The sequence below is a fragment of the Streptomyces sp. NPDC111606 genome, from assembly GCF_055656945.1.
On the sequence record NZ_JBVKBY010000001.1, the window covers coordinates 57504 to 82897 of the forward strand.

At 72.4% G+C, this 25394-nt stretch carries 21 protein-coding genes and 1 riboswitch; of the genes, 17 read left to right on the plus strand and 4 right to left on the minus strand.

Annotation, left to right across the window (positions count from 1 at the left end):
- Positions 1-163 precede the first annotated feature (163 nt).
- Both ACZ7M7_RS00300 and ACZ7M7_RS00305 read right to left on the minus strand, forming a co-directional pair.
- Positions 164-1291 (minus strand): alpha/beta hydrolase, encoded by a 1128-nt coding sequence (locus tag ACZ7M7_RS00300; protein WP_451168130.1) that lies wholly within the window; start codon positions 1289-1291, stop codon positions 164-166.
- 283 nt (positions 1292-1574) lie between these two features.
- Positions 1575-2306, minus strand: a complete 732-nt coding sequence (locus ACZ7M7_RS00305) for a class II aldolase/adducin family protein (RefSeq protein ID WP_451168128.1) — start codon at positions 2304-2306, stop codon at positions 1575-1577.
- Positions 2307-2514: 208 nt separating this feature from the next.
- Between ACZ7M7_RS00305 and ACZ7M7_RS00310 the strand changes: the two genes are divergently transcribed.
- The 16 genes from ACZ7M7_RS00310 (at position 2515) to cobC (ending at position 22626) form a co-directional block, all read left to right on the plus strand.
- A complete protein-coding gene (locus ACZ7M7_RS00310) occupies positions 2515-3264 on the plus strand; it encodes a lysozyme (protein ID WP_383597411.1) in 750 nt (249 codons plus the stop codon).
- Positions 3265-3428: 164 nt separating this feature from the next.
- Positions 3429-4661 carry an inorganic phosphate transporter gene (locus ACZ7M7_RS00315; protein WP_328882522.1) on the plus strand — a complete coding sequence of 411 codons (1233 nt, stop codon included), beginning with the start codon at positions 3429-3431 and terminating at the stop codon, positions 4659-4661.
- A 53-nt stretch (positions 4662-4714) separates the two neighbouring features.
- Positions 4715-4936 (plus strand): hypothetical protein, encoded by a 222-nt coding sequence (locus tag ACZ7M7_RS00320; RefSeq protein WP_328428633.1) that lies wholly within the window; start codon positions 4715-4717, stop codon positions 4934-4936.
- A gap of 116 nt (positions 4937-5052) precedes the next feature.
- Positions 5053-5192: riboswitch (cobalamin riboswitch) on the plus strand.
- Positions 5193-5294: 102 nt separating this feature from the next.
- Complete coding sequence (locus tag ACZ7M7_RS00325) at positions 5295-6236, plus strand: cobalamin biosynthesis protein (RefSeq protein ID WP_383597405.1); 942 nt, start codon at positions 5295-5297, stop codon at positions 6234-6236.
- Entirely contained in the window at positions 6233-7744 is a 1512-nt protein-coding gene (locus ACZ7M7_RS00330) for a cobyric acid synthase (RefSeq protein ID WP_472111431.1), read from the plus strand. The genes ACZ7M7_RS00325 and ACZ7M7_RS00330 overlap by 4 nt, the downstream gene beginning before the upstream one ends.
- Positions 7741-11397 carry a cobaltochelatase subunit CobN gene (gene cobN, locus ACZ7M7_RS00335; RefSeq protein WP_472111433.1) on the plus strand — a complete coding sequence of 1219 codons (3657 nt, stop codon included), beginning with the start codon at positions 7741-7743 and terminating at the stop codon, positions 11395-11397. Before ACZ7M7_RS00330 ends, cobN begins: the two co-directional genes overlap by 4 nt.
- Positions 11394-13385 carry a putative cobaltochelatase gene (locus ACZ7M7_RS00340; RefSeq protein WP_472111435.1) on the plus strand — a complete coding sequence of 664 codons (1992 nt, stop codon included), beginning with the start codon at positions 11394-11396 and terminating at the stop codon, positions 13383-13385. Before cobN ends, ACZ7M7_RS00340 begins: the two co-directional genes overlap by 4 nt.
- Complete coding sequence (cobO, locus tag ACZ7M7_RS00345; protein WP_472111437.1) at positions 13385-13984, plus strand: cob(I)yrinic acid a,c-diamide adenosyltransferase; 600 nt, start codon at positions 13385-13387, stop codon at positions 13982-13984. Before ACZ7M7_RS00340 ends, cobO begins: the two co-directional genes overlap by 1 nt.
- A gap of 7 nt (positions 13985-13991) precedes the next feature.
- Positions 13992-15467 (plus strand): cobyrinate a,c-diamide synthase, encoded by a 1476-nt coding sequence (locus tag ACZ7M7_RS00350; RefSeq protein WP_472111439.1) that lies wholly within the window; start codon positions 13992-13994, stop codon positions 15465-15467.
- Positions 15452-16198, plus strand: coding sequence for a precorrin-2 C(20)-methyltransferase (gene cobI / locus ACZ7M7_RS00355; protein ID WP_472111441.1), 747 nt, complete (start codon positions 15452-15454; stop codon positions 16196-16198). The genes ACZ7M7_RS00350 and cobI overlap by 16 nt, the downstream gene beginning before the upstream one ends.
- A gap of 65 nt (positions 16199-16263) precedes the next feature.
- Positions 16264-17082 carry a precorrin-4 C(11)-methyltransferase gene (gene cobM / locus ACZ7M7_RS00360; RefSeq protein ID WP_383597386.1) on the plus strand — a complete coding sequence of 273 codons (819 nt, stop codon included), beginning with the start codon at positions 16264-16266 and terminating at the stop codon, positions 17080-17082.
- Entirely contained in the window at positions 17079-18314 is a 1236-nt protein-coding gene (cbiE, locus tag ACZ7M7_RS00365; protein WP_472111443.1) for a precorrin-6y C5,15-methyltransferase (decarboxylating) subunit CbiE, read from the plus strand. The genes cobM and cbiE overlap by 4 nt, the downstream gene beginning before the upstream one ends.
- Positions 18311-20014 carry a precorrin-3B C(17)-methyltransferase gene (cobJ, locus tag ACZ7M7_RS00370; protein ID WP_472111445.1) on the plus strand — a complete coding sequence of 568 codons (1704 nt, stop codon included), beginning with the start codon at positions 18311-18313 and terminating at the stop codon, positions 20012-20014. The genes cbiE and cobJ overlap by 4 nt, the downstream gene beginning before the upstream one ends.
- On the plus strand, positions 20011-20637 hold the full coding sequence (locus ACZ7M7_RS00375) for a precorrin-8X methylmutase (RefSeq protein ID WP_472111447.1): 627 nt from the start codon (positions 20011-20013) through the stop codon (positions 20635-20637). Before cobJ ends, ACZ7M7_RS00375 begins: the two co-directional genes overlap by 4 nt.
- On the plus strand, positions 20634-21563 hold the full coding sequence (locus tag ACZ7M7_RS00380) for a sirohydrochlorin chelatase (protein ID WP_383597375.1): 930 nt from the start codon (positions 20634-20636) through the stop codon (positions 21561-21563). The genes ACZ7M7_RS00375 and ACZ7M7_RS00380 overlap by 4 nt, the downstream gene beginning before the upstream one ends.
- Positions 21553-22626 carry an Rv2231c family pyridoxal phosphate-dependent protein CobC gene (gene cobC, locus ACZ7M7_RS00385; protein ID WP_472111449.1) on the plus strand — a complete coding sequence of 358 codons (1074 nt, stop codon included), beginning with the start codon at positions 21553-21555 and terminating at the stop codon, positions 22624-22626. Before ACZ7M7_RS00380 ends, cobC begins: the two co-directional genes overlap by 11 nt.
- Before the next feature lie 36 nt (positions 22627-22662).
- On the opposite strand, the gene ACZ7M7_RS00390 is transcribed toward cobC, so the two are convergent.
- Positions 22663-23580, minus strand: coding sequence for an SCO1860 family LAETG-anchored protein (locus ACZ7M7_RS00390; protein WP_472111451.1), 918 nt, complete (start codon positions 23578-23580; stop codon positions 22663-22665).
- Between the two features lie 277 nt (positions 23581-23857).
- Between ACZ7M7_RS00390 and ACZ7M7_RS00395 the strand changes: the two genes are divergently transcribed.
- Positions 23858-24259 (plus strand): carboxymuconolactone decarboxylase family protein, encoded by a 402-nt coding sequence (locus ACZ7M7_RS00395; RefSeq protein WP_383623449.1) that lies wholly within the window; start codon positions 23858-23860, stop codon positions 24257-24259.
- Here the strand turns inward: ACZ7M7_RS00395 and ACZ7M7_RS00400 are convergent.
- Positions 24256-25350 carry an amidohydrolase family protein gene (locus ACZ7M7_RS00400; RefSeq protein ID WP_472111454.1) on the minus strand — a complete coding sequence of 365 codons (1095 nt, stop codon included), beginning with the start codon at positions 25348-25350 and terminating at the stop codon, positions 24256-24258. The genes ACZ7M7_RS00395 and ACZ7M7_RS00400 overlap by 4 nt on opposite strands.
- Positions 25351-25394: the final 44 nt, after the last annotated feature.

The window sequence follows — 25394 nt, forward strand, 5'->3', positions numbered from 1 at the left end:
ACGGTCCGAAAACCCAAACGGAATGTCACGAGGGGCGACGGGGATGGCCAACGCACGGGGTCCTGCGAGCGGCAAGGGGCCGAATACAGGCCACTGGTACGGGGTTAAATGGAATCTGCGGGACCAGTGTGGGAGGGGTGGGCCGAGGGGCGTCGCACCGACGTCACATCAGCGGTGTCAGGAAGCGGCGCAGCGACTCCTCGTAGAACTCGGGGTCGGCGTTCCACATGGCCGCGTGGGGTGCGCGGTCGACGGTCTGGAGGGCCACCAGGTCGGGGCGGGCGTCGGCCAGCCGGCGGGAGAGGCTCCAGGGGGCCACCCGGTCGTCGGGTCCGTGGAAGATCAGGGTCGGCACGGTGAGGTCGTCGCGGTTGCCGTTGCCGTTGGCGCGGTCGGCGTTCAGGCCGGTGCGGCCCTGTGCCGCGCGGACCGCGAGCGGCAGCAGCACGCTCGGCGTGTGGCGGGCCGACGCGAGGGCGCGCAGGGTGGCCTCCCAGCTGAGTACCGGGGAGTCCAGGACGAGGCCCGAGACACGGTCGCGGAGCCCGGAGTGCGCGGCGGCGCGCAGCGCCATCGTGGCGCCGGTGGACCAGCCGAGCAGGACGAGTTGCTTGGCGCCGTACCGCACGGCGTAGCGCATCGCGGCGTCCAGGTCGCGCCACTCGGTCTCGCCGAGGTGGTTCAGGCCGTCCGGCGGGCGGGGCGCGCCGAGGTCGCCCCGGTAGGCGAGGGCGAGGACCGGGAAGTGGCGGCCGCTGAGGAACTCCATGACGTTCATGGCCTGTTCGCGGGTGGTGCCGAGGCCGTGCACCGCGATGACCCAGGTGTCCCGCGCGCCGGGGACGAACCAGGCGGGCAGGGCGCCGAGTTCGCCGGGGATGTCGACGTCGGCGTGCTCCAGGCCGAGGGCGTCGCTCGGGTTGCCGACGTACACGTTCGGGGTGAGCCAGACGTTGTCGCCAGGTTCCAGGGTGCCGTGGGTGACGCGCTCCAGTCGGCGTACGACGGTGTCGGCGGAGTGCCTCGCCGCGGCGAGGACGGGGCCGACGACCGCGTGCGAGCCGTCGCCGGAGAGCCCGTAGGTGCCGGGGCGCAGGGAGGCCAGGTCGCGGGTGAGCGCGATCTGGCCGGCGGCCGTGGCGTGCACGGTGAGGCGGGGTTCGGTGGGCAGGGGCCTGCCGGGGGGCGCCGTCAGTGCGACGCCACTGGCGAACCGCCCGGCGGCGACGCTTGCGGCGCCGGCGGCCAGAGCCACGGTGACGGCAGCGGCCGTCGCTTTGACAGTGCGCACCCCTCCAGTGTCCGGGCGGATGGGGGTGGCGGCCAGTGGGAGGTCACTGCCGTGGGCTGTGCGGGGTCACTGCCGTGGGCTTGCGGGGTGTGCGGCGTCGGCGCGGGCCTGCTGGGGGCTGCCGCCCCCAGACCCCCGCTGTCGGCCTGAACGGCCTCGTCCTCAAACGCCGGACGGGCTGAAATACCTGGACCGGCGTCGGATTACATCCGTGGGCACCCGCACCCGCACCCGCACCCGCACCCGCACCCGCACCCGCACCCGCACCCGCACCCGCAAAGCGTCACCCCCGCTGCCCGTACCCCCGCAACCGCTCCACCACCTCCCCCAGCTGCCCCTCCGACAGCAGCGTCGGGGACAGGCCCGGTACCGAGGATGCCGTGAGCCACAGGCGGGACATCCACTCGAGCTGGGCCGTGCGGTCGTAGGCCTGGTCCAGGGTCGTGCCGTAGGCCATCGTGCCGTGGTTCTGGAGGAGGCAGGCGGTGCGGTCGGTGAGGGCCTGGAGCATGTTCTCGGCCAACTCCTGGGTGCCGTACGTCGCATAGGGGGCAACTCGGACGGGACCGCCGACGGCTGCGGCCATGTAGTGGATCAGCGGGAGCTCGGGCACCAGGGTCGACACGGCCGTCGCGTGGACCGCGTGGGTGTGGACGACGGCGCCGGCGTCCGTGGCGCGGTAGACGGCGAGGTGCATGGGCAGCTCGCTCGTCGGCACCAGCGTTCCCAGCACCTGCCTGCCGTCCAGGTCGACCCCGGTCACATCCTCCGGCGTGAGGCGGTCGTAGGGCACTCCCGACGGCGTGACCAGCACGGTGTCGTCGACCCGCACCGAGACGTTCCCGGACGTGCCGACGACCAGGCCGTCGGAGACGGTCCGGCGGGCCGTCGCCACGAGGGCCTCCCATGCCTCCGCCTCCTCGGGGCGCACACTGCGGCCCCACGACTCCCCCACTTCCTGTGCGCCCTCCCGCGCGTCCCGCGCGCCCCGCCGGTCCCGCCGCTCCTCAGCCATGCGGCGATCCTGCCAGGCGGGGCGGCGGCACGGCATCAAGTCTCCGCCGGGCCGGGGCACTTTAGGGGAGGAGGACCGGCGTCCGGCAGGGCGCATACCGGGACATAATCACTCGCCTGCCAGCTTGGCCTGGGATCGATCAGGATTCAACGATCTTCCCGTAGCCTCTGGCTGATTTGTCGTGCACGTCGCCATTCCGGGGGGAAATATGGCCCGTGATCGCAAACCGTCCCGTCACCGCTCCCGCCTCCTGGCGGTTTCCGTCGCAGCGCTCACGCTCGGCGGAACCGCACTCGCCGAGATACCGGCCGCGGCGGCCGGCAAGCCCAAGGGCCATGACGTCTCTTCCCACCAGAAGAACGTCAACTGGCAGAGCTCGAAGAGCAAGGGCGCCAAGTTCGTCTACGTCAAGGCGACCGAGTCCCACACCTACCGCAACCCCTACTTCGGCCAGCAGTACAACGGCTCCCGCAACGCGGGCCTGATCCGCGGCGCCTACCACTTCGCGCTGCCGAACAAGTCGTCGGGCAGGACGCAGGCCGCGTACTTCGTGCGCAACGGCGGCGGCTGGCGATCCGACGGCTGGACCCTGCCACCCGCCCTCGACATCGAGTACAACCCGTACAGCAAGCACAAGTGCTACGGGCTGAGCAAGGCCAAGATGGTCAGCTGGATCCAGTCCTTCAGCAACGAGGTGAAGCGGCTGACCGGCCGCCGCCCGGTGATCTACACGACCACGCACTGGTGGAACAACTGCACCGGCGGCAGCCGCGCCTTCGCGTCGAACCACGCGCTGTGGATAGCCCGCTACAACTCCTCCAGCGCGGGGGCACTACCGGCCGGATGGCAGTTCTGGACCATCTGGCAGTACGACAACGGCAGCGGCAGCCTGCCGGGTGACCAAAATCTCTTCAACGGGTCCATGAGCCAGCTGAAAAAGTTTGCCCGAGGCTACTGACCTTGCGGCGCCTGGGCCGCGCGATGGCCGAAGGAGAGGGGCCTCGCCCACCGGACGATTAACCCCCTCACCCGGACACCGTGCGGCTCACCTCAGTTCACCTTCCGTTCACTCAGGTTACCTACGTTCGTCCGGCCAATGACCTCGAACGATTGCCTGGGTAAATGGAAAACTTCTCGCTGATCCTCGCGATTGTGGTCGTAACCGCACTCGCGTTCGATTTCACGAACGGTTTCCACGACACCGCCAACGCGATGGCCACCACCATCTCGACCGGTGCGCTCAAGCCCAAGGTCGCGGTGGCCATGTCCGCCGCGCTGAACCTTGTAGGCGCTTTCCTCTCCGTGGAGGTCGCCAACACGATCTCCAAGGGTCTCGTCGACGAGACCGGCATCCGTCCCGAGGTCATCTTCGCCGCGTTGGTCGGCGCGATCCTCTGGAATCTGCTGACCTGGCTGGTGGGCCTGCCCTCCAGCTCCTCGCACGCCCTGATGGGCGGTCTGATCGGCGCCACCATCGCCTCGGCCGGCGTCGGCGCGGTCCACGGCGACGCGCTCGTCACCAAGGTGCTGATCCCGGCGATCGCCGCCCCGCTCGTCGCGGGAATCGCCGCGCTGCTGGGCACACGCCTGACCTACTCGCTCGGCAAGAAGGCCGACGGCGAGTCCGCCAAGAAGGGCTACCGCGCCGGCCAGATCGCCTCGGCCGGCCTGGTCTCCCTGGCCCACGGCACCAACGACGCGCAGAAGACCATGGGCATCATCACCCTCGCCCTGGTCGCCGGCGGCACCCTCGCGCCCGACTCCGACCCGCCCATGTGGGTCATCCTCTCCGCGGGCCTGGCCATCGCGCTCGGCACCTACCTCGGCGGCTGGCGCATCATCCGCACCATGGGCAAGGGCCTGACCGACCTTCAGCCGCAGCAGGGCTTCGCCGCCCAGACCAGCGCGGCCACCGTCATCCTGGCCTCCTCCCACCTCGGCTTCTCCCTGTCCACCACGCACTCCGTCTCCGGCGCGGTGATGGGCGCGGGCCTCGGCCGCAAGGGCGGCGTGGTCCGCTGGTCGACGGCGACCCGCATGTTCGTCGCCTGGGGCCTGACCCTCCCGGCCGCCGCGCTGGTCGGCGCGATCGCGGAGTACGTGACGGGCTTCGGTGCCTGGGGCACGGCCGTCGTCGCGGTCTTCCTGGTCGCCTCCAGCGCCGCGATCTGGAAGATCTCCCGCCGCGAGGTCATCGACCACACCAACGTCAACGAGTCCGACGAGCCGGCCGGCGTGGTGACCACGGCCATGGCCGCCGTGACCCCGCCGCCCGCGGGCACGGCGACCGAGGAACTCACGGCCACCATCCCGGCCCAGTCCTCGGAGCCGAAGCCTTCGAAGGCCTCCGTCTGACGCACCCGGTCATTCCAGTCACTCCCCCCTCACTCACTCAAGAAAGCAGAAGCATGAAGATCGACTGGGCGGCACTCGGCTCCGTCTTCGGCGTCAGCCTCGTGGTGACCGTGGCCCTGGTGGGTCTGTTCACCCTCGGCATCGCGGGCCTGTCCCGGCGCGAACGGGCCGTGGCGCAGGGCGACTCGGCCTCTCTCGCGGTCACGGGCGCGTACGCGTGCTTCGCGGCATGCGCGGCGGCAGTGGCGTACGGCATCTATCTGATCGTGGCCTGACGCACGACGCGCACCACCTGAAACACCCGAGGTGCGGGACGGATCACCGTCCCGCACCTCACTGCTGTGTGGGCCTTCGCACACTCTCCCTTCGCAGGTCAACGGCAAGTTGACGGCCGTTCCAACCCCGTGGTGGACTGCCGGAGCCAAGTGCGGCGGCAGGAGAGGAAGCCGGTGTGAATCCGGCGCGGTCCCGCCACTGTCACCGGGGTAGATAGCCCCGGGAGCCAGGAACTCTCACCGCCGGTCTCGTCGAACCAGGGCGCGGACACCCTGAGTGAGGACATAACGCGATGCTCGCCTGCCGATCGACATGCAGAACCGGACCCTCGTCTGACTCGACGATCGGCTGACCCCGATGCGTGCCGATCGCGTCTTCGCGTACGGCGCCGCCGCCGGACTTCTCGGTGATCTGCTGCTCGGCGATCCTCGCCGAGGGCATCCGGTCGCCGTGTTCGGGCGGACCGCCGACGCCGTGGAACGGGTGTTGTGGCGCGACCACCGCGCCTTCGGTGCGGTGCACACCGCCGTGTGCGCCGGTGGCGCCGTCGCGCTCGGTGCCGCCGCAGCTCGTCTCGTACGTACGTCCCCCGCCACTTCCGTCGCGCTGACCGGCGCCGCCACCTGGGCGGTCGTCGGGGGGACTTCGCTCGCCCGGGAGGCCCGGGGCATCGGGCAGGCACTGCAAGCGGGGGACGTCGAGGCGGCACGTGCCCGGCTGCCGCATCTGTGCGGGCGGGATCCGCAGGCACTGGACGCGGACGGCATCGCGCGGGCGGTCGTCGAGTCCGTCGCCGAGAACACCTCCGACGCGGTCGTGGGGGCGCTGGTGTGGGGCGCCGTGGCAGGCGTTCCCGGGCTGGTCGGGTTCCGCGCGGTGAACACGCTCGACGCCATGGTCGGGCACAAGTCGCCCAAGTACCGGCGCTACGGCTGGGCTTCGGCGAGGCTCGACGACGTGGCGGGGTGGCCGGGATCCCGGCTGACCGCCGTACTCGCCGCCGTCGCCGGGGGTGACCCCCGTGGGGCGGTACGAGCGTGGCGCGCCGATGCCGCACAGCACCCGAGCCCCAACGCGGGGCCCGTGGAGGCCTCGTTCGCGGGGGCGCTCGGGGTCCGGCTGGGCGGGACGCTGTCGTACGGCGGACGGGTCGAGCACCGGCCCGTGCTGAACGGGGACGGGCGGGCCGTCGGCACGCAGGACATCGAACGGGCCGTACGGCTGTCGCAGCGCGTCGGTTGGCTGGCGCTCGGCGTCTGTGTCGCCGCGCGCCGCATCGCGAAGGGGCGTACCTCATGACGGGCGGTGGTCTTCTCGTCGCCGGCACCACATCCGACGCCGGCAAGAGCGTCGTCACCGCCGGGATCTGCCGGTGGCTGGTGCGGCAGGGAGTGAAGGTCGCGCCGTTCAAGGCGCAGAACATGTCCCTCAACTCGTTCGTGACGCGTGAGGGCGCCGAGATCGGGCGGGCGCAGGCCATGCAGGCACAGGCGTGCCGGGTCGAGCCGACCGCGCTGATGAATCCCGTGCTGCTCAAGCCCGGTGGGGAGCAGAGCAGTCAGGTCGTGCTGCTGGGCAAGCCGGTGGGTGAGCTGAGCGCACGCGGCTATCACGGCGGGCGGCAGCAGCAGTTGCTCGGGACCGTGCTCGACTGTCTCGCCGAGTTGCGGGGCACGTATGACGCGGTGATCTGTGAGGGGGCCGGCTCTCCGGCCGAGATCAATCTGCGGCGGACCGACATCGTCAACATGGGGATCGCCCGCAATGCCGGGCTGCCCGTGCTGGTGGTGGGTGACATCGACCGCGGGGGCGTGTTCGCCTCCTTCTTCGGGACGGTCGCCCTCCTCTCACCCGAGGATCAGGCGCTCGTCGCCGGGTTCCTGGTGAACAAGTTCCGCGGCGACGTCAGCCTCCTGGAGCCGGGGATCGACATGCTGCACGGCCTCACCGGACGGCACACCTACGGCATCCTCCCCTTCCAGCACGGCCTGGGCATCGACGAGGAGGACGGGCTGCGGGTGTCCCTGCGCGGGACCGTCCGGGAGTCGAACGTCGCCCCGCCTGTCGGCGAGGACGTGCTGCGGGTCGCCGTCTGTGCCGTGCCGCTGATGTCAAACTTCACCGACGTCGACGCCCTGGCCGCCGAACCCGGCGTCGTCGTGCGGTTCGTGGACCGGCCGGAGGAACTGGCGGACGCCGATCTCGTCATCGTCCCGGGGACCCGGGGGACGGTCCGGGCGCTGGAGTGGCTGCGGGAGCGGGGGCTCGCGGAGGCCCTGAAGCGCAGGGTCGCCGACGGACGGCCCGTCCTCGGCATCTGCGGCGGCTTCCAGGTCCTCGGCGAGCACATCGAGGACGAGGTCGAGAGCCGGCGGGGTCATGTCGAGGGGCTCGGTGTGTTGCCCGTGCGGGTGCGGTTCGCCCGCGAGAAGACCCTCACCCGGCCGGCGGGAGAAGCCCTCGGCGCGCACGTCGCGGGGTACGAGATCCACCACGGGGTCGCCGAGATCCATGGCGGGGAAGCCTTCCTCGACGGCTGCCGGGTCGGCCAGACCTGGGGCACGCACTGGCACGGCTCGCTGGAGTCGGACGGTTTCCGGCGGGCCTTCCTGCGCGAGGTGGCCGCCGCCGCGGGCCGCCGCTTCGTGCCGGCCCCCGACACGTCGTTCGCCGCGCTGCGCGAGGAGCAGCTCGACCGGCTCGGCGACCTGATCGAACAGCACGCTGACACGGACGCGCTCCGGCGGCTCATCGAGTCGGGCGCGCCGCAAGGACTGCCTTTCATTCCACCGGGAGCGCCCGCATGAGCACTGTGTTGTTGTTGTCGACCGCCGACACGGACCTGTTGGCGGCCAGGGCCGCTTCCGGTGCCTCGTACCGGATCGGCAATCCGACCCGCGTGGACGTCACCGAGGAACTGCCCGCGCTCATCGAGGGCTCGGACATCGCCGTCGTACGCCTGCTGGGCGGCAAACGGGCCTGGGAGGACGGGCTCGCCGCGCTGAAGGCCTCGGGCATCCCGACGGTGCTGCTCGGCGGCGAGGCCGTCCCGGACGCGGAGTTGATGGCCGAGTCGTCCGTCCCGGCCGGTGTGGTGGCCGAGGCGCTGAGGTATCTCGTCGAGGGCGGGCCCGCCAACCTCACCGAACTCGCGCGGTTCCTCTCCGACACCGTGCTGCTGACGGGCGAGGGGTTCGTCGAGCCGCAGAAGATGCCGGAGTTCGGCGTCCATGGCGAGCGTGCCTTCGTCGGCGGCCGTCCGACCGTCGGCGTGCTCTTCTACCGGGCCCACGAACTCAGCGGCAACACCGCCTTCGTGGACACCCTGTGCGACGCGATCGAGGCCCGGGGCGCCAACGCTCTTCCGGTGTACTGCGGTTCGCTGCGCGGCGCGGACGCGGAGCTGTACGAGATCCTCGGCAAGGCCGACGCCCTGGTCGCCACCGTCCTCGCGGCCGGCGGCACGCACGCCTCGCAGGCGTCGGCGGGCGGTGACGAGGAGGCGTGGGACATCGGCCGGCTCGCCGAGCTCAATGTGCCGGTACTGCAAGGCCTCTGCCTGACCTCCTCGCGAGCCGCGTGGGACGAGTCCGACGCCGCCCTCTCCCCCATGGACGCGGCGATGCAGGTCGCGATCCCGGAGTTCGACGGGCGGCTCGTGACCGTGCCGTTCTCCTTCAAGGAGCAGGGCCCGGACGACGTGCCCGTGTACGTCGCCGACCCGGAGCGGGCCGGGCGCGTCGCCGGGATCGCCGTACGGCACGCCGAGTTGAAGCACAAGGCGAACGGCGAGAAGAAGCTCGCGCTCGTCTTCACCGCCTACCCGACCAAGCACTCGCGCGTCGGCAACGCGGTCGGTCTCGACACGCCCGCCTCGGCGGTGCGGGTGCTGGACGCGCTCAGGGACGCCGGGTACGGCCTCACCGAGTACCCGGACAACGGCGACGAGCTGATCCACCAGCTCATCAACGCCGGTGGCCACGACGTCGAGTGGCTCACCGAGGAGCAGCTGGCCGCCGCACCCGCGCGCGTGCCGCTGGCCGACTACCGGGCCTGGTTCGACAAGCTCGACCCGGAGCTCAGGGACGGCATGCTGGAGGCCTGGGGCGAGCCGCCGGGGTCGCTGTACGTCGACGGGGACGACATCGTCCTCGCGTCGCTGCAGTTCGGGAACGTCGTCGTGATGATCCAGCCGCCGCGCGGCTTCGGCGAGAACCCGATCGCGATCTACCACGACCCCGACATGCCGCCGTCGCACCACTACATGGCGGCGTACAGGTGGCTGGACAACAGCTTCGGCGCCGACGCGATCGTGCACATGGGCAAGCACGGCACGATGGAGTGGCTGCCCGGCAAGGGGCTGGGGCTCAGCGGCGGGTGCGCCCCGGACGCGGTCCTCGGGGACCTGCCGCTGATCTACCCGTTCATCGTCAACGACCCTGGCGAGGGCACCCAGGCCAAGCGGCGCGGGCACGCCACCGTCGTCGACCACCTCGTGCCGCCGATGGCACGGGCCGACACCTACGGCGACCTGGCCAAGCTGGAGCAGCTGCTCGACGAGTACGCACTCGTCTCCGACCTGGACCCGGCCAAGGCTCCGGCGGTCCGCGCGCAGATCTGGACGCTGGTCAAGGCGGCCGAGCTGCATCACGACCTGCATGTCGACGACCAGCCGGACGACGACGCCTTCGACGAGTTCGTCATGCACATCGACGGCTATCTGTGCGAGATCAAGGACGTGCAGATCCGCGACGGACTGCACATCCTCGGCGGCGGTCCGGTCGACGAGGCGCGGGTCAACCTCGTGCTGGCCGTGCTGCGCGCCTCGCAGGTGTGGGGCGGGCAGGCCAATGCCCTGCCGGGCCTGAGGGCCTCGCTGGCCGCTCACTTCGGGCTCGACGAGAAGGAACTGCTGGGCGAACCGGGCGCGCCGTTGAAGGTGCCGGTGGAGCTGTCGGATCTGGTCGACGGCCCCTCACGCACGGCCGCCGACGCGATCGACCTGCTGGAGCAGCTGTGCCGGCGGATCGCGGAGGGGATGGAGGAGCGCGACTGGGCGGTCACGGAGAGCCGTGCGCTGATCGGCGACGTCCTCGGCACCGAACTCCCCGACGCCGTCGCCGTGTTGGAGTTCGCCTGCAACGAGGTCGTGCCGCGTCTCGCCCGTACGACGGACGAGATCGGCCACATCCTCAAGGCGCTCGACGGCGGTTACGTCCCGGCGGGGCCGTCCGGTTCACCGACGCGCGGGCTGGTCAACGTCCTGCCGACGGGGCGCAACTTCTACTCCGTCGACCCCAAGGCCATTCCGTCCAGGCTGAGCTGGGAGGTCGGGCAGTCGCTCGCCGACTCGCTGGTCGCGCGGTACCTCCAGGACACCGGCGACTACCCGAAGTCGGTCGGCCTGACCGTCTGGGGCACGTCCGCGATGCGCACCCAGGGCGACGACATCGCCGAGATCCTCGCGCTGCTGGGCTGCCGCCCGGTCTGGGACGACGCCTCGCGCCGGGTGACCGGCTTCGAGATCATCGGCCTGGAGGAGCTCGGACGGCCGCGCATCGACGTCACGGTGCGTATCTCCGGCTTCTTCCGGGACGCGTTCCCGCACGTGGTGGGGCTGATCGACGACGCGGTCCGCAAGGTCGCCGAGCTGGACGAGCCCGCCGACCGGAACTACGTACGGGCGCACGCCGACGAGGACACCGCCGAGCACGGCGACCGGCGGCGCGCGACGGCCCGTATCTTCGGCTCGAAGCCGGGCGCCTACGGGGCCGGCCTGCTGCCGCTGATCGACGCCCGCAACTGGCGCTCCGACGCCGACCTCGCCGAGGTGTACGCCGTCTGGGGCGGCTACGCCTACGGGCGCGGGCTCGACGGGCGGGCGGCGCGCGGCGACATGGAGACCGCGTTCAAGCGGATCGCCGTCGCCGCGAAGAACGTCGACACCCGCGAGCACGACCTCGTCGACGCCGACGACTACTTCCAGTACCACGGCGGCATGGTCGCCATGGTGCGGCACCTGACGGGCGCGAACCCCGAGGCGTACGTGGGTGACAGCGCCGTTCCGGACCAGGTGAGGACGCGGACGCTGGGCGAGGAGACGCACCGCGTGTTCCGCGCCCGGGTGGTCAACCCGCGCTGGATGGCGGCCATGCGCCGGCACGGCTACAAGGGCGCCTTCGAGATGGCGGCGACCGTGGACTACCTCTTCGGGTACGACGCCACGGCGGGCGTGGTCGACGACTGGATGTACGAGAAGCTCAGCGCCGAGTACGTCTTCGACCCGGAGAACCGGGACTTCATGAAGAAGTCCAACCCGTGGGCGCTGCGTGGCGTCACCGAGCGTCTGCTGGAGGCCGCCGACCGCGGGCTGTGGGCCGAGCCGGACGCCGAGACGCTGGAGCGGCTGCGCGCCACCTACCTGGAGCTCGAAGGCGACTTGGAGGGCGACGACCAGTGACAACCCCCTTCCCCTTTACGGCCGTTGTCGGCCAGGACGACCTGCGGCTCGCGCTGCTGCTGAACGCCGTGTCCCCGGCGGTCGGCGGTGTGCTGGTGCGCGGCGAGAAGGGCACCGCCAAGTCGACGGCGGTACGCGCGCTGTCGGCGCTGATGCCGGAGGTCCCGGTGGTCGCCGGGTGCCGTTTCTCCTGCGACCCGGGCGCCCCCGACCCCGCGTGCCCCGACGGGCCGCACGAGGCAGGTGCCGGCTCGCGGCGCCCCGCCCGCATGGTCGAACTCCCCGTCGGCGCCTCCGAGGACCGGCTGGTCGGCGCGCTGGACATCGAGCGTGCGCTGGCCGAGGGCGTGAAGGCCTTCGAACCCGGGCTGCTCGCGGACGCCCACCGCGGAATCCTGTATGTCGACGAGGTCAACCTCCTGCACGACCACCTCGTCGACCTGCTCCTGGACGCGGCGGCGATGGGTGCGTCGTATGTGGAGCGCGAGGGTGTCTCCGTACGACATGCGGCGCGTTTCCTGCTCGTCGGGACCATGAACCCCGAAGAGGGCGAACTGCGGCCGCAGTTGCTCGACCGGTTCGGGCTGACCGTCGAGGTCGCCGCCTCGCGGGAACCCGAGCAGCGGGTGGAGGTCGTACGGCGGCGGCTCGCGTACGACGACGATCCGGGCGGGTTCGCCGCGCGGTGGGCGGACGACGAGACCGCTGTGCGTCAACGCATCGTCGCCGCAAGGGAGTTGCTGCCCTCGGTGCGGCTCGGCGACGGGGCGCTGCGGCAGATCGCGGCTACCTGCGCGGCCTTCGAGGTGGACGGCATGCGGGCCGACATCGTGATGGCCCGTACGGCCACCGCGCTGGCCGCGTGGGCCGGGCGGACCGAGGTGCTGGCCGAGGACGTCCGGCAGGCGGCGCTGCTGGCGCTGCCGCACCGTCGCCGCCGCAACCCCTTCGATGCGCCGGGGCTGGACGAGGACAAGCTCGACGAGACGCTGGAGGAGTTCTCCGGTGACGACGAGAGCGACGAGGATCCCGATCCCGACGGGCCCGGCGGGGGTGGCGGGCAGCCGCCGTCCGAGTCCGACGGACCACAGGGCGCGGACTCCGGTGCGCGGCCCGAGGCCGGCGAGGACGGGGAGCCGCAGGCTTCCGGGGCCGGGGAGCAGACTCCCGCGCGGGCGTCCGAGCCCTTCCGGACGAAGGTGCTGAGCGTGCCCGGCATCGGTGAAGGTGCCGCCGGGCGGCGTTCGCGGGCGCGGACCGAGCATGGGCGCACGACCGGCGCGCGGCGGCCCCGGGGGGCGCTCACCAAGCTGCACCTGGCGGCCACCGTGCAGGCGGCGGCGCCGCATCAGCGGGCGCGGGGGCGGTCCGGGCGGGGTCTCGTCGTGCGGCGGGACGATCTGCGGCAGGCCGTTCGGGAAGGGCGCGAGGGGAACCTGGTGCTGTTCGTCGTGGACGCCTCCGGGTCGATGGCGGCCCGGCAGCGGATGAGCGCTGTGAAGGGCGCTGTCCTGTCGCTGCTGCTGGACGCGTACCAGCGGCGGGACAAGGTGGGGCTGGTGACGTTCCGGGGTACGGCAGGCGATGTCGCGCTGCCGCCCACGTCGTCGGTGGATGCCGCCGCGGCCCGGCTGGAGTCGTTGCCGACCGGTGGGCGTACGCCGCTTGCGGCCGGGCTGCTGAAGGCGCACGAGGTGCTGCGGGTGGAGCGGCTGCGGGATCCGGCCCGGCGGGCGCTGGTCGTGCTGGTGACCGACGGACGGGCCACGGGCGGTCCCGAGCCGGTCGCGCTCGCGGGGCGGGCGGCCCGGCTGTTCGCGGCCGACGGTGTCGCGTCCGTGGTCGTCGACTGTGAGTCCGGGCCCGTGCGGCTGGGGCTGGCGGGACAGCTCGCGGGTGAACTCGGCGGTACGGCGGTGACGTTGGACGAGCTGCGGGCGGAGTCCATCGCAGGCCTGGTCAAGGACGTACAGAGGAGGGCCGCGTAATGCCGCAGGGACAGCCGAGTGTCGTGCCGGACGACGGACTGACGACACGTCAGCGTCGTAACCGGCCCCTGCTGGTCGTGCACACGGGGATCGGCAAGGGCAAGTCGACCGCTGCCTTCGGGCTTGCCCTGCGCGCCTGGAATCAGGGGTGGCCCATCGGGGTGTTCCAGTTCGTCAAGTCGGCGAAGTGGAAGGTCGGCGAGGAGAACGCGCTGCGGGTGCTGGGAGCGTCCGGGCAGGGCGGGACCGTGGACTGGCACAAGATGGGCGAAGGGTGGTCCTGGGTTCAGCGGGACGCCCAGATGGACAACGAGGACAAGGCCCGGGAGGGCTGGGAGCAGGTCAAGCGGGACCTGGCGGCCGAGACGTACAAGCTTTACGTGCTCGACGAGTTCGCCTACCCCATGCACTGGGGATGGGTGGACACCGACGAGGTCGTCTCCGTGCTGCGTGACCGGCCGGGGACCCAGCATGTGGTCATCACCGGGCGGAACGCGCCCGAGAAGCTGGTCGGCCTCGCCGACCTCGTGACCGACATGTCCAAGGTCAAGCACCCCATGGACGCGGGCCAGAAGGGCCAGAGAGGCATCGAGTGGTGAACGCGTGATGTCCTCCTCCGTCCCTCGACTGGTCATTGCCGCGCCTTCCTCCGGCAGCGGCAAGACCACCGTTGCCACAGGGCTGATGGCCGCGTTCGCCGCGCGGGGGCTTGCCGTGTCCCCGCACAAGGTCGGGCCGGACTACATCGATCCCGGGTATCACGCGCTCGCGACCGGGCGGGTGGGGCGGAATCTCGACGCGTATCTGTGCGGGCCGGAGTTGGTCGGTCCGTTGTTCCTGCATGGGGCGCGCGGGTGTGACATCGCCGTCGTCGAAGGGGTCATGGGGCTGTACGACGGGGCCGCCGGGGAGGGTGAACTGGCGTCCACCGCGCAGGTGGCGAAGTTGCTGCGGGCGCCGGTGGTGCTCGTCGTCGACGCGTCGTCGCAGTCGCGGTCCGTGGCGGCGCTGGTGCACGGGTTCGCGTCCTGGGATCCCGAGGTGCGCATCGGGGGCGTGATTCTGAACAAGGTCGCTTCGGATCGGCACGAGGAGTTGCTGCGGGAGGCCCTGGAGTCGGCCGGGGTGCCCGTGTTGGGGGTGCTGCGGCGGGCGGCTCAGGTGGATACGCCGTCGCGGCATCTGGGGCTGGTGCCGGTTGCCGAGCGGCGGGGCGAGGCCGTGGAGGCGGTTGCGGCGATGGCGGCGCAGGTCGAGCGTGGGTGTGATCTGGAGGGGTTGCTGGGGCTGGCGCGGGGTGCGGGCGCGTTGTCCTGTGCAGCTTGGCATGCGGCTGACGTCTTGGCTTCTTCGCCCCCGCCGCCCCTTCCCGTCCCGAACCTGGGGGCTGCGCCCCCAGACCCCCGCTTCGGCCCTGAAGGGGCGCCGTCCTCAAACTCCCCCAGAGGGGGCACCCCCAGACGGGCTGAAATACCGGAACAGCCGGTGGTCGCCATTGCCGGCGGACCTGCGTTCACGTTCTCCTACGCCGAGCACGCCGAACTGCTCACCGCCGCCGGTGCCGAAGTCGTCCCCTTCGATCCGCTGCGGGACGAGGAACTGCCCGACGACACCCGGGGCCTGGTCATCGGTGGCGGGTTTCCCGAGGTGTACGCCGCTGAGCTGTCCGCCAACGAACCGCTGCGCAAGGCCGTTGCCGCCCTCGCGGGGAGCGCTGCTCCGGTGGCCGCCGAATGTGCGGGGTTGCTCTATCTGAGCCGGGAGCTGGACGGGCAGCCCATGTGCGGTGTGCTCGACGTGACCGCGCGGATGAGCGAGCGGCTGACGCTGGGGTATCGGGACGCGGTCGCCGTGAGTGACAGTGTGCTGGCGGCGGCCGGAACGCGGATGCGGGCGCACGAGTTTCATCGGACCGTCGTCGAGCCCGGCTCGGGGACGGCTCCCGCCTGGGGGGTCAGGACCCCGCTGCGGCGGGTCGAAGGTTTCGTACAGCAGGGCGTGCACGCGAGTTATCTGCACACGCACTGGGCAGCACAGCCCGGTGTCGCCCGTCGGTTCGTGGAGAGGTGCCGGACGTCATGAGCAGCAGCAGGTTGATCGGAGTCGGGGTCGGTCCCGGCGATCCGGAGCTGGTGACCGTCAAGGGCGTCAACGCTCTGCGCGCGGCCGACGTGGTCGTCGTACCCGTCATGGACACCGGTGAGCGCGGGCGGGCCGAGGCCACCGTGCTGCACTACGTGCCCGAGGACAAGGTCGTGCGGGTCGTGTTCGCGCTCAACGAGCGGACCGATCATGCTCGGCGCGAGGCCGCCTGGGACGCGGCGGGTGAGCGGGTCGCCGAGCTGCTCGAGCAGCATGGCGCCGTCGCCTTCGCCACCATCGGCGATCCCAATGTGTACTCCACGTTCACCTATCTCGCGCAGACCATCGGCGAGGCGGTGCCCGGCACCGTCATCGAGACCGTCCCCGGCATCACCGCCATGCAGGACCTCGCCGCGAGGTCGGGCGCGGTTCTCACCGAGGGGACCGAGCCGCTCACGCTCGTGCCCGTGACCGCGGGGGCGACGGTGCTCAAGGAAGCTCTCAGCGGGCCCGGGACCGTCGTCGCCTACAAGTTCGGCCGGCAGGCGGGTGAGGTCGCCGAGGCGCTGCGGGAGACCGGGCGGCTCGAAGACGCGGTGTGGGGGTCGGCGCTGGGGTTGACGGAGGAGTCGATCCGGCCGGCCGCCGACCTCGACGGCTCCCCCCTGCCCTACCTCTCGACCCTCATCGCACCCGCCCCGCGCGACGGCGGGCGGGGCGGCAAGCTCTGACGACGCCGGTCCCACGCCCCGCACACCAACCCCCGCCGACCCCTGTAGGAGAGGACCCAATTCCCATGGCCGATGCCCCCACCGGCAAGGTGACCTTCGTCGGTGCCGGCCCCGGCGCCGCCGATCTGCTGACGTTCCGTGCCGCGCGTGCCATCGCCGAGGCCGACGTCGTGATCTGGGCGGCCAGCCTGGTCCAGGCGGAGGTCCTCCAGCACGCGCGCGAGGACGCCGAGATCCTCGACTCGGCGACCATGTCTCTCGAGGACGTGGTCGCCGTGTACGAGCGGGCCCGCGCCGACGGCCTCAAGGTGGCCCGCATCCACTCCGGCGACCCCGCCCTCTGGGGCGGTACGCAGGAGCAGCTCGACCGGTGTGCCGTGATCGGCGTCGGGACCGAGGTCGTGCCCGGGGTCTCCGCCTTCTCCGCCGTCGCCGCGCTCGCCGGGCGCGAGCTGACCATCCCCGAGGTCGCGCAGTCCGTCGTCCTCACCCGGCTCGGCGGCGGCAAGACGCCGATGCCGCCCGGGGAGGAGGTCAGGGAGTTCGCCAAGCACGGCACCACCATGGCGATCTTCCTGTCGGCCGCCCGCAGCGGTCAGCTCGTACGGGAGTTGCTGGAGGGCGGGTATCCGACGTCCACGCCGGTCGTCGTCGCCTACCAGGCGACCTGGCCCGAGGAGCTCGTCGTGAAGTGCACCATCGAGACCCTGGAGGAGACCGTCAAGGAGCACAAGCTCTGGAAGCACACCCTGTTCCTGGTCGGCCCCGCCCTCGACGCGCACGGCACCCGCTCGCACCTCTACCACCCCGGTCACTTCCACGGGTACCGCAAGGCGGACCCGCAGGCGCGCAGGGCGCTGCGTGAGCGGGGAGCCAGTACGTGATCACCGTCGTCGGCACGGGGACGGGAGCGCCGGTTCCCGAGGACGTCCTCGCCGGGGCCGAGCTGGTCGTCGGCGGGCGGCGGCACCTGGATGCCGTACGGCTGCCCGAGGACGTGGAGCGGATCGTTCTCGGGGCGCTGGCGCCCGCCCTCGACACCATCGCGGAGTACGTCGAGAAGGAGCGGCCCGTGGTGGTGCTCGCCTCGGGCGACCCGGGATTCCTCGGGATCGTGCGGGCGCTGGCCGAGCGGTTCGGGTCGGAGCGGCTGGATGTGCGTGCCGGGGTGTCCTCGGTGGCCGCCGCGTTCGCGCGGGTCGGGCTGCCCTGGGACGACGCGGTGGTGGTGAGCGCACACGGGCGTGAGCCGCGTACGGCGGTGAACGTGTGCCGGGCGCATCCCAAGGTGGCGGTGCTGACCGGGCCGGGCGCGGGGCCGGCCGAGCTGGGCGCGGCGCTGCGGCACACCGGGCGGGTTCTGGTCGTCGCCTCCGCGCTGGGCGATCCTCGGCGCGAGCGCGTGGAGCGGGTGACGCCCGCCGAGGCCGCGGCACGCGACTGGGGTACGGCGGTGAGCGTCGTGCTGTGCCTGGACCCCGAGCGGGCCGTCGGGGCGGTGCGTACGGTGGCCGGTCCTGCGCCGGGGCCCGCCGGATGGGCCCTGGACGAGGCCGACTTCACACACCGCGACTCGATGATCACCAAGTTCGAGGTGCGGGCGCTGGCCCTGGCCCGGCTGGGCCCGCGGCTCGGTGACCTGGTGTGGGACATCGGCGCGGGCTCCGGATCGGTGGCCGTGGAGTGCGCCCGGCTCGGCGCGGCGGCCGTCGCCGTCGAGAAGGCACGGGACGGTGTGGAGCGGATCCGCGCCAACGCCGCCGCGCACGGCGTCGACGTGCACGTGGTGCACGGGGCGGCGCCCACCGTCCTGTCCGACCTCGACGATCCGGACGCGGTGTTCATCGGGGGCGGGGGGCGCGAGCTGCCCGCCATCGTCACCGCGTGCGCGCGTCGGGCGCGGCGGACGGTCGTCGTCGCCATGGCCGCGCTCGACCGGGTGCCCGCCGCTCGCGAGGCACTCACCGGTGCCGGGTTCTCCTGTGACGGAGTGCTGCTGCAGTCGTCGCGGCTCGCCCCGCTGCCGGGGGACGTGACCCGGCTCGCGGCCACCAATCCCGTATTTCTGCTGTGGGGTGTCAGAAACCCCGTGTACCGAGAGGGAGTTGCCCAGTGATCGGCCTCATTTCCGCCACCGCGGCGGGGGCGGCTGCGCGGGACCGGCTGGTCACGGCGTGGCCGGACCGGGTGCGCGTGTACGACGGTCCCGTCGGGGACGCCGTACGGCGGGCGTTCGCCGAGTGCGAGCAGCTCGTGTGTTTCCTGGCGACAGGGGCCGTCGTACGGCTCGTTGCGCCACTGCTGGCCGACAAGGCGACCGACCCGGGTGTGGTGTGCGTCGACGAGGGCGGGCGGTTCGCCGTGTCGCTGGTCGGCGGGCACGGCGGCGGAGCCAATGAACTCGCCCGGCAGGTCGGAGAGTTGCTGGGGGCCCAGCCCGTGGTGACGACGGCGACCGATGCCGTGGGGGTGCCCGGTCTGGACACGCTCGGGCTGCCGGTGGAGGGCGATGTCGCCGGGGTCTCGCGGGCGCTGCTCGACGGGGAGCCGGTGGCGCTGCGGGCCGAGGTGGCCTGGCCGTTGCCGCCGCTGCGGGTCGGCGCCGACGGGGCGTACGTCGTCCGGGTGACGGACCGGCTCGTCGAGCGCGTCGCCGAGCGCGAGGTCGTGCTGCGCCCGCCGTCCCTGATCGTCGGCGTCGGTGCCTCCAAGGGCGCCCCCGTCGACGAGGTGCTCGGGCTGATCGAGAGCACGCTCCGCGAGGCCGGCCTCTCCCCCCAGTCCCTCGCCGAACTCGCCACCGTCGACGCCAAGGCCGACGAGCCCGGCATCGTGGCGGCCGCCGAGCGGCTCGGGGTGCCGGTGGTGACCCACTCCGCCGAGCAGCTCGCGGGCGTCGAGGTCCCCAACCCCTCCGACGCGCCCCTCGCCGCCGTCGGCACGCCCTCGGTGGCCGAGGCCGCCGCTCTGATGCGCGGCGGTGAACTCCTCGTACCGAAGCGGAAGTCCGAGCGCTCCGACGGGCGGCCCGCGATGGCGACCTGTGCCGTCGTACGGCGTCCGGGGCGCGGGCGGCTCGCGGTCGTCGGGCTGGGGCCGGGCGCGCGGGACCTGCTGACGCCCCGCGCGAAGGCCGAGCTCCGGCGCGCCTCCGTGCTGGTCGGGCTCGACCAGTACGTCGACCAGATCCGCGACCTGCTGCGGCCCGGTACCCGGGTCCTGGAGTCGGGGCTCGGCGCCGAGGAGGAACGGGCGCGCACGGCCGTCGAGGAGGCCCGCAAGGGGCAGGCGGTCGCGCTGATCGGCAGCGGGGACGCGGGCGTGTACGCCATGGCCTCCCCCGCGCTCGCCGAGGCGTCCGACGACATCGACGTGATCGGCGTGCCGGGTGTGACCGCCGCCCTCGCCGCCGCCGCGATCCTGGGCGCCCCGCTCGGCCACGACCATGTGTCCATCAGCCTCTCCGACCTGCACACGCCGTGGGAGGTCATCGAACGGCGGGTGCGGGCCGCCGCCGAGGCGGACATCGTGGTCACCTTCTACAACCCCCGTTCCCGGGGCAGGGACTGGCAGCTGCCCAAGGCCCTCGCGATCCTCGCCGAGCACCGGAAGCCGACGACGCCGGTCGGTGTCGTACGGAACGCGTCGCGGCCGGACGAGTCCAGTCGGGTCACGACACTGGGCGCCCTCGACCCGGCGACGGTCGACATGATGACGGTCGTGACCGTCGGCAACACGGCGACCCGGGACATCGCGGGTCGCATGGTGACGCCGCGCGGCTACCGCTGGCAGGCATCGCAGGAGGGAGCGGAGTGAATCGCGTCGTCCATCCGATAGAGGAGGAGTCCTACCGGCGGCTGCGCGCCCGCCTGGACACCTCGCACTTCCCGCCGCTGACCCGGGCCGTGGTGGAACGGGTCATCCACTCCGCCGCCGACCTCGACTACGCCACCGATCTCGTCATGGACGAGGGTTCCCTCGAGAAGGCGCACGCAGCCCTGCACGCCGGGGCGCCCGTCGTCGTGGACGTCGAGATGGTGGCGGCCGGGATCACCCGGCGGGAGACCGTCTGCCGGCTCAGGGACGCGGTGGCCGGTCCCGGGCTGACGCGTTCGGCGCACGCGATACGGCTCGCCCACGAGCAGGTCGGCCCCGGCGCGCTCTGGGTGATCGGCAACGCGCCGACCGCGCTGGAGGAGCTGCTGACCCTGGACGCCGCCCCGGCGCTCGTCATCGGGCTGCCCGTCGGCTTCGTCGGCGCGGTCGAGTCCAAGGCCGCGTTGCGCGAGAGCGGTCTGCCCGCCGTGAGCAACGTGTCCGAGAAGGGCGGTTCGGCGGTCGCCTCCGCCGCGCTCAACGCCCTGCTGTACCACCCCCTTTCGCACCCCGATTCGCATTCTGATTCGCATTCTGATTCGCATTCCGAGGAGAAATCGTGACCACCCCGCCGCCCGCCCTGCTCATCGCCGGTCACGGCACCCGGGACGAGGCCGGAGCCGAGGCGTTCCGCGACTTCGTGCGGGAGCTGGGGCGCCGCCACCCCGAACTGCCCGTCGCGGGCGGCTTCATCGAGCTCTCCCCGCCGCCCCTTGGCGAGGCCGTCACCGAACTGGTCGAGCAGGGCGTACGCCGCTTCGCCGCCGTGCCGCTGATGCTGGTGTCCGCCGGACACGCCAAGGGCGACATCCCGGCCGCGCTGGCCCGCGAGAAGGAACGGCACCCCGGGATCTCGTACACCTACGGCCGCCCGCTGGGCCCGCACCCGTCGCTGCTGTCCGTCCTGGAGCGGCGGCTGGACGAGGCTCTCGGCACCGAGGGCCGCACGCCCGGGGACCGGGCCGACGTCACCGTGCTGCTGGTCGGGCGCGGCTCGACCGACCCGGACGCCAACGCCGAGGTGCACAAGGCGGCGCGGCTGCTGTGGGAGGGGCGCGGATACGCGGGCGTGGAGACGGCGTTCGTGTCGCTGGCGGCGCCGGACGTGCCGAGCGGGCTCGACCGGTGCGTGAAGCTGGGGGCGCGGAAGATCGTCGTGCTGCCCTACTTCCTCTTCACGGGCATCCTGCCGGACCGGGTGCGGCACCAGACGGAGGGCTGGGCGGCGGCCCACCCGGAGATCGAGGTGCGCTCCGCGGACGTCATCGGTCCGGAGCCGGAGCTGCTCGATCTGGTGATGGAGCGGTACGAGGAGGCCCTGAAGGGCGATCTGCGGATGAACTGCGACTCGTGCGTGTACCGCATCGCGCTGCCCGGCTTCGAGGACAAGGTCGGCATGCCGCAGCAGCCGCACTTCCACCCGGACGACGACGGCCACGACCACGGTCACCACCACCATCACCACGGCGCCCACTCGCATGCCCACTGAGACACCCGGTCCGGCGCACGACCTGCGGCACCACGGCGACGCCGAGGTCCGTGACGCCGGCGCGGCGCTCGTCGACCTGGCCGTGAACGTCCGCGCGGACACGCCACCGGTCTGGCTGCGCGAGCGCATCGCCGGGTCACTGGGCTCCCTCGCGGCCTACCCCGACGGGCGGGCCGCGCGGGCGGCGGTGGCGGCGCGGCACGGGCTGCCGGCCGAGCGGGTGCTGCTGACGGCGGGGGCGGCGGAGGCGTTCGTGCTGCTGGCACGGGCACTGAAGGTGGTCAGGCCGGTCGTCGTGCATCCCCAGTTCACGGAGCCGGAGGCAGCGCTGCGGGACGCGGGCCACACCGTCGACCGGGTGCTGCTGCGCGAGGAGGACGGCTTCCGCCTCGACCCGGCTCTCGTCCCCCAGGACGCCGACCTGGTCGTCATCGGCAACCCGACGAACCCCACGTCGGTCCTGCACCCGGCCGCGTCGATCGCCGGACTCGCGCGTCCCGGGCGGACGTTGGTGGTGGACGAGGCGTTCATGGACGCGGTGCCGGGCGAGCGGGAGGCGCTGGCCGGGCGGACGGACGTGCCGGGCCTGGTGGTGCTGCGCAGCCTCACCAAGACGTGGGGGCTGGCCGGACTGCGGATCGGCTATGTCCTGGCCGCCCCCGAGACCATCGCAGAGTTGGAGCGCGCCCAGCCCCTGTGGCCGGTCTCCACGCCCGCGCTCGCCGCCGCCGAGGCGTGCGTGTCACCGCAGGCACTGGCGGAGGCGGCCCACGCTGCTCACCGCATCGCCTCCGACCGCGCCCATCTCGTCGCCGGCCTCGGCGAGTTCGCGTCGGCGGGACTCCGGGTCGTCGAGCCGGCCGAGGGTTCCTTCGTCCTCGTACGGCTGCCGAGAGCCACCGCGGTACGACAGCACCTGCGCGGCCTCGGGTTCGCCGTCCGGCGCGGGGACACCTTCCCCGGGCTCGGCGAGGAGTGGCTGCGGCTGGCGGTGCGGGACCGGGCGACGGTCAGCCGCTTCCTGCGGGCGCTGGAACGGGCGATGGCTCTCGCGCGTGACTGAGCCGGGCCGGCACCCGCTCCAGCGTGCCGTGATCGGTCAGCTCCGGCCGCGCCGCGCCAGCGCCACCGCTCCCCCGCCCGCGACGAGGAGCGCTACCGCGCCGCCCGCGATGTACGGCGTCATGGAGTTGCCGCCGGTCTCGGCGAGGCCCTCGTCGGCGGCCTCGCCCTGGGGCTTCACGTCGCCGGCCGGCTCGGCGCTCGGGTCGGCGCTCGGGGCGGCCTCCTCCTCGGGCGCGGCCGGGGTCTCACAGGTCGCCTCGGCCAGGGTCAGGGTGCCCTCGACCTCGGCGACGTTCAGCTTCAACGGGTTGACGGACACCTTGAGTTCGAGGGCGGTGGCGGCGGCCGTGTCAGAGGTGCTCTCCGTCCTGGAGTAGTCCAGCCGCACGTCTCCGACGCCCGGCACCTGGACGTTCGTGGTGCCGCCGGCGGTCAGCGTGACCTTCTTGCCCAGCACGGTGACGTCGCCCAGCAGGTTGGACGAGGCCGTCGGCTTCTTGCCGGCCTCGCAGGTCGCCTTGGAGGTGACCTGGCCGACCTCGATGAGCGAGAGCAGCGGCAGGCCGGGGACGTGGACCTTGGCGTGGGCGAGGTTGGTGTACCCCTCGGCCCTGCCGCCCTCGACCGTGGCCTTCGACGAGGCGACCTCGGCGCTCAGCACGTTGAACGGCTTTCCGCCGTCCACGCCGTTCAGTTCGGCCGTCAGCGTTGCCTTCTCGGCGCTCCGCGGCGCCTGTACCTCGTTGAGCGAGACCGCGAGCGGGACGTTCACGGTCTTGTTGAGCAGGGAGACGTCGAGCCCCGTACGGAGCACGACGGCGCTCGCGCGGCCCTCGTCGCCGGTCGCGTGCGCGGGGCCCGCGGCCAGAACCAGGGGTCCGGCGGTGAGGGCGGTGGCCGTCGCGACGGTGGCGAGACGGCGTGCGGGCAGGCGGAAGTTCTTGCCGTTCAAGGTGGGGACCCCCAGAGAGGACTTGCTCGGGACCCGGCAAGAATTGCGTACTGAGAGTGAAGAGTCAGCAATCCGCCAGGACTTCACTCCAACGTGACTCTCCCGTGAATGCTTTCGATTCTCTGGGCACGGATGTTCCTCGAAGTCACCCCCGTACCCCCTTCTGTGCGAGCGCTCGCGTGAACACGTGGGCGCGGGCGAGGGAGCGGGCGTCGACACCGGACTACCCGTCGTTACGCTGCGTCAACCGGCTGCCCGAAACGAAGGGAAGCAGAAGATGGCCGACCAGGACGAGGAGCGGGACTACGCCGCCGCGCTCCGCACGGCCGAGCGGCTGCTCGGCATGCCGTTGGAGCGCTTCCTCGAACCAGGTGCGGGAGAGCCCGCCAACGCGGCGGACTTCAAGCGCCTCGCCACGGTCCACACCTTCGGCGACGCATGGCCCCGGACCGATGTCCTCGACATCCGCACCCGGGCCCTGGTCTCCGTGACGATCGCCGCGACCCTGGGCACCCTCGAACCGCTGCGCGGCCAGCTGCGCATCGCCCTCAACAACGGGGTCACCCCGGAGGAGATCGTCGAGGCGTTCATCCACATCGAGGCCTACGCCGGTGCCGCGCGCGCCTTCGACAGCTACCGGGTCGCCCGCGAGGTCTTCGCCGAGACGGCGAGCGGCTAGCCGACCACGTGCCCGTTCAGCACCACCCGACGAGGTGCCGCCAGCACGCGTACATCGGCCCGCGGGTCGGACTCGTAGACGACGAGGTCGGCCGCGGCGCCCTCCTCCAGGCCCGGGCGGCCGAGCCAGGTGCGGGCCGACCAGGTGGTCGCCGCGAGGGCCTCGACCGCGGGGATGCCGGCGGTGACGAGTTCCGCGACCTCGGCGGCCACCAGGCCGTGCGGCAGGGTGCCGCCCGCGTCCGTGCCGACGAAGACGGGGATGCCGGCGTCGTAGGCGGAGCGGACCGTGTCGTAGCGGCGTTCGTGGAGCCGGCGCATGTGGGCCGACCAGCGGGGGTACCGGGACTCGCCGCCGTCGGCCAGCTTCGGGAAGGTCGCGATGTTCACCAGGGTGGGGACGATGGCCACCCCGCGCTCGGCGAACAGGGGGATCAGGTCCTCCGTGAGACCCGTGGCGTGCTCGATGCAGTCGATGCCCGACTCGACCAGGTCGCGCAGCGAGGACTCGGCGAAGCAGTGCGCCGTCACGCGGGCGCCCAGCCGGTGGGCCTCGGCGATGCCCGCCTCGACCGCCTCGCGCGGCCAGGTGGGCGCGAGGTCCCCGAGGTCGCGGTCGATCCAGTCGCCGACCAGCTTGACCCAGCCGTCGCCGCGCCGGGCCTCCTGGGCGACGTAGGCGACCAGGTCCTCCGGCTCGATCTCGTGGGCGTAGCCGCGGATGTAGCGGCGGGTGCGGGCGATGTGCCGGCCGGCCCGGATGATCTTCGGCAGGTCCTCGCGGTCGTCGACCCAGCGGGTGTCGGAGGGCGAACCGGCGTCGCGGATCAGCAGGGTGCCCGCCTCGCGGTCGGTCAGTGCCTGCTTCTCCGCGATGTCGTCGTCGACCGGGCCGTGCGCGCCGAGGCCCACGTGGCAGTGCGCGTCGACCAGGCCGGGCAGGGCCCAGCCCTCGACGGTCCGCACGTCGCGCGCGCCCACGGGACGGTCGTAGGAGATCCGGCCGTCGATGACCCACAGCTCGTCCCGGACGTCGTCCGGTCCGACGAGGACCCGGCCCTTCAGGTGCAGCACAACCCCGCGATCGCTCATGCACCGCACCTTAGTGACCGGCCAGGGCCTGTTGCGACAGTGGC

What these genes read in the sequence shown, in the direction of transcription:
- ACZ7M7_RS00325 (WP_383597405.1), top strand. Translation starts at nt 5,295, where the DNA reads ATGCGTGCCGATCGCGTCTTCGCGTACGGCGCCGCCGCCGGACTTCTC.
- ACZ7M7_RS00395 (WP_383623449.1), top strand. Translation starts at nt 23,858, where the DNA reads ATGGCCGACCAGGACGAGGAGCGGGACTACGCCGCCGCGCTCCGCACG.
- cobM (WP_383597386.1), top strand. Translation starts at nt 16,264, where the DNA reads ATGGCCGATGCCCCCACCGGCAAGGTGACCTTCGTCGGTGCCGGCCCC.
- ACZ7M7_RS00315 (WP_328882522.1), top strand. Translation starts at nt 3,429, where the DNA reads ATGGAAAACTTCTCGCTGATCCTCGCGATTGTGGTCGTAACCGCACTC.
- ACZ7M7_RS00350 (WP_472111439.1), top strand. Translation starts at nt 13,992, where the DNA reads ATGTCCTCCTCCGTCCCTCGACTGGTCATTGCCGCGCCTTCCTCCGGC.
- ACZ7M7_RS00305 (WP_451168128.1), bottom strand. Translation starts at nt 2,306, where the DNA reads ATGGCTGAGGAGCGGCGGGACCGGCGGGGCGCGCGGGACGCGCGGGAG.
- ACZ7M7_RS00330 (WP_472111431.1), top strand. Translation starts at nt 6,233, where the DNA reads ATGACGGGCGGTGGTCTTCTCGTCGCCGGCACCACATCCGACGCCGGC.
- ACZ7M7_RS00400 (WP_472111454.1), bottom strand. Translation starts at nt 25,350, where the DNA reads ATGAGCGATCGCGGGGTTGTGCTGCACCTGAAGGGCCGGGTCCTCGTC.
- cobC (WP_472111449.1), top strand. Translation starts at nt 21,553, where the DNA reads ATGCCCACTGAGACACCCGGTCCGGCGCACGACCTGCGGCACCACGGC.
- ACZ7M7_RS00320 (WP_328428633.1), top strand. Translation starts at nt 4,715, where the DNA reads ATGAAGATCGACTGGGCGGCACTCGGCTCCGTCTTCGGCGTCAGCCTC.
- cobN (WP_472111433.1), top strand. Translation starts at nt 7,741, where the DNA reads ATGAGCACTGTGTTGTTGTTGTCGACCGCCGACACGGACCTGTTGGCG.
- cobO (WP_472111437.1), top strand. Translation starts at nt 13,385, where the DNA reads ATGCCGCAGGGACAGCCGAGTGTCGTGCCGGACGACGGACTGACGACA.
- ACZ7M7_RS00310 (WP_383597411.1), top strand. Translation starts at nt 2,515, where the DNA reads ATGGCCCGTGATCGCAAACCGTCCCGTCACCGCTCCCGCCTCCTGGCG.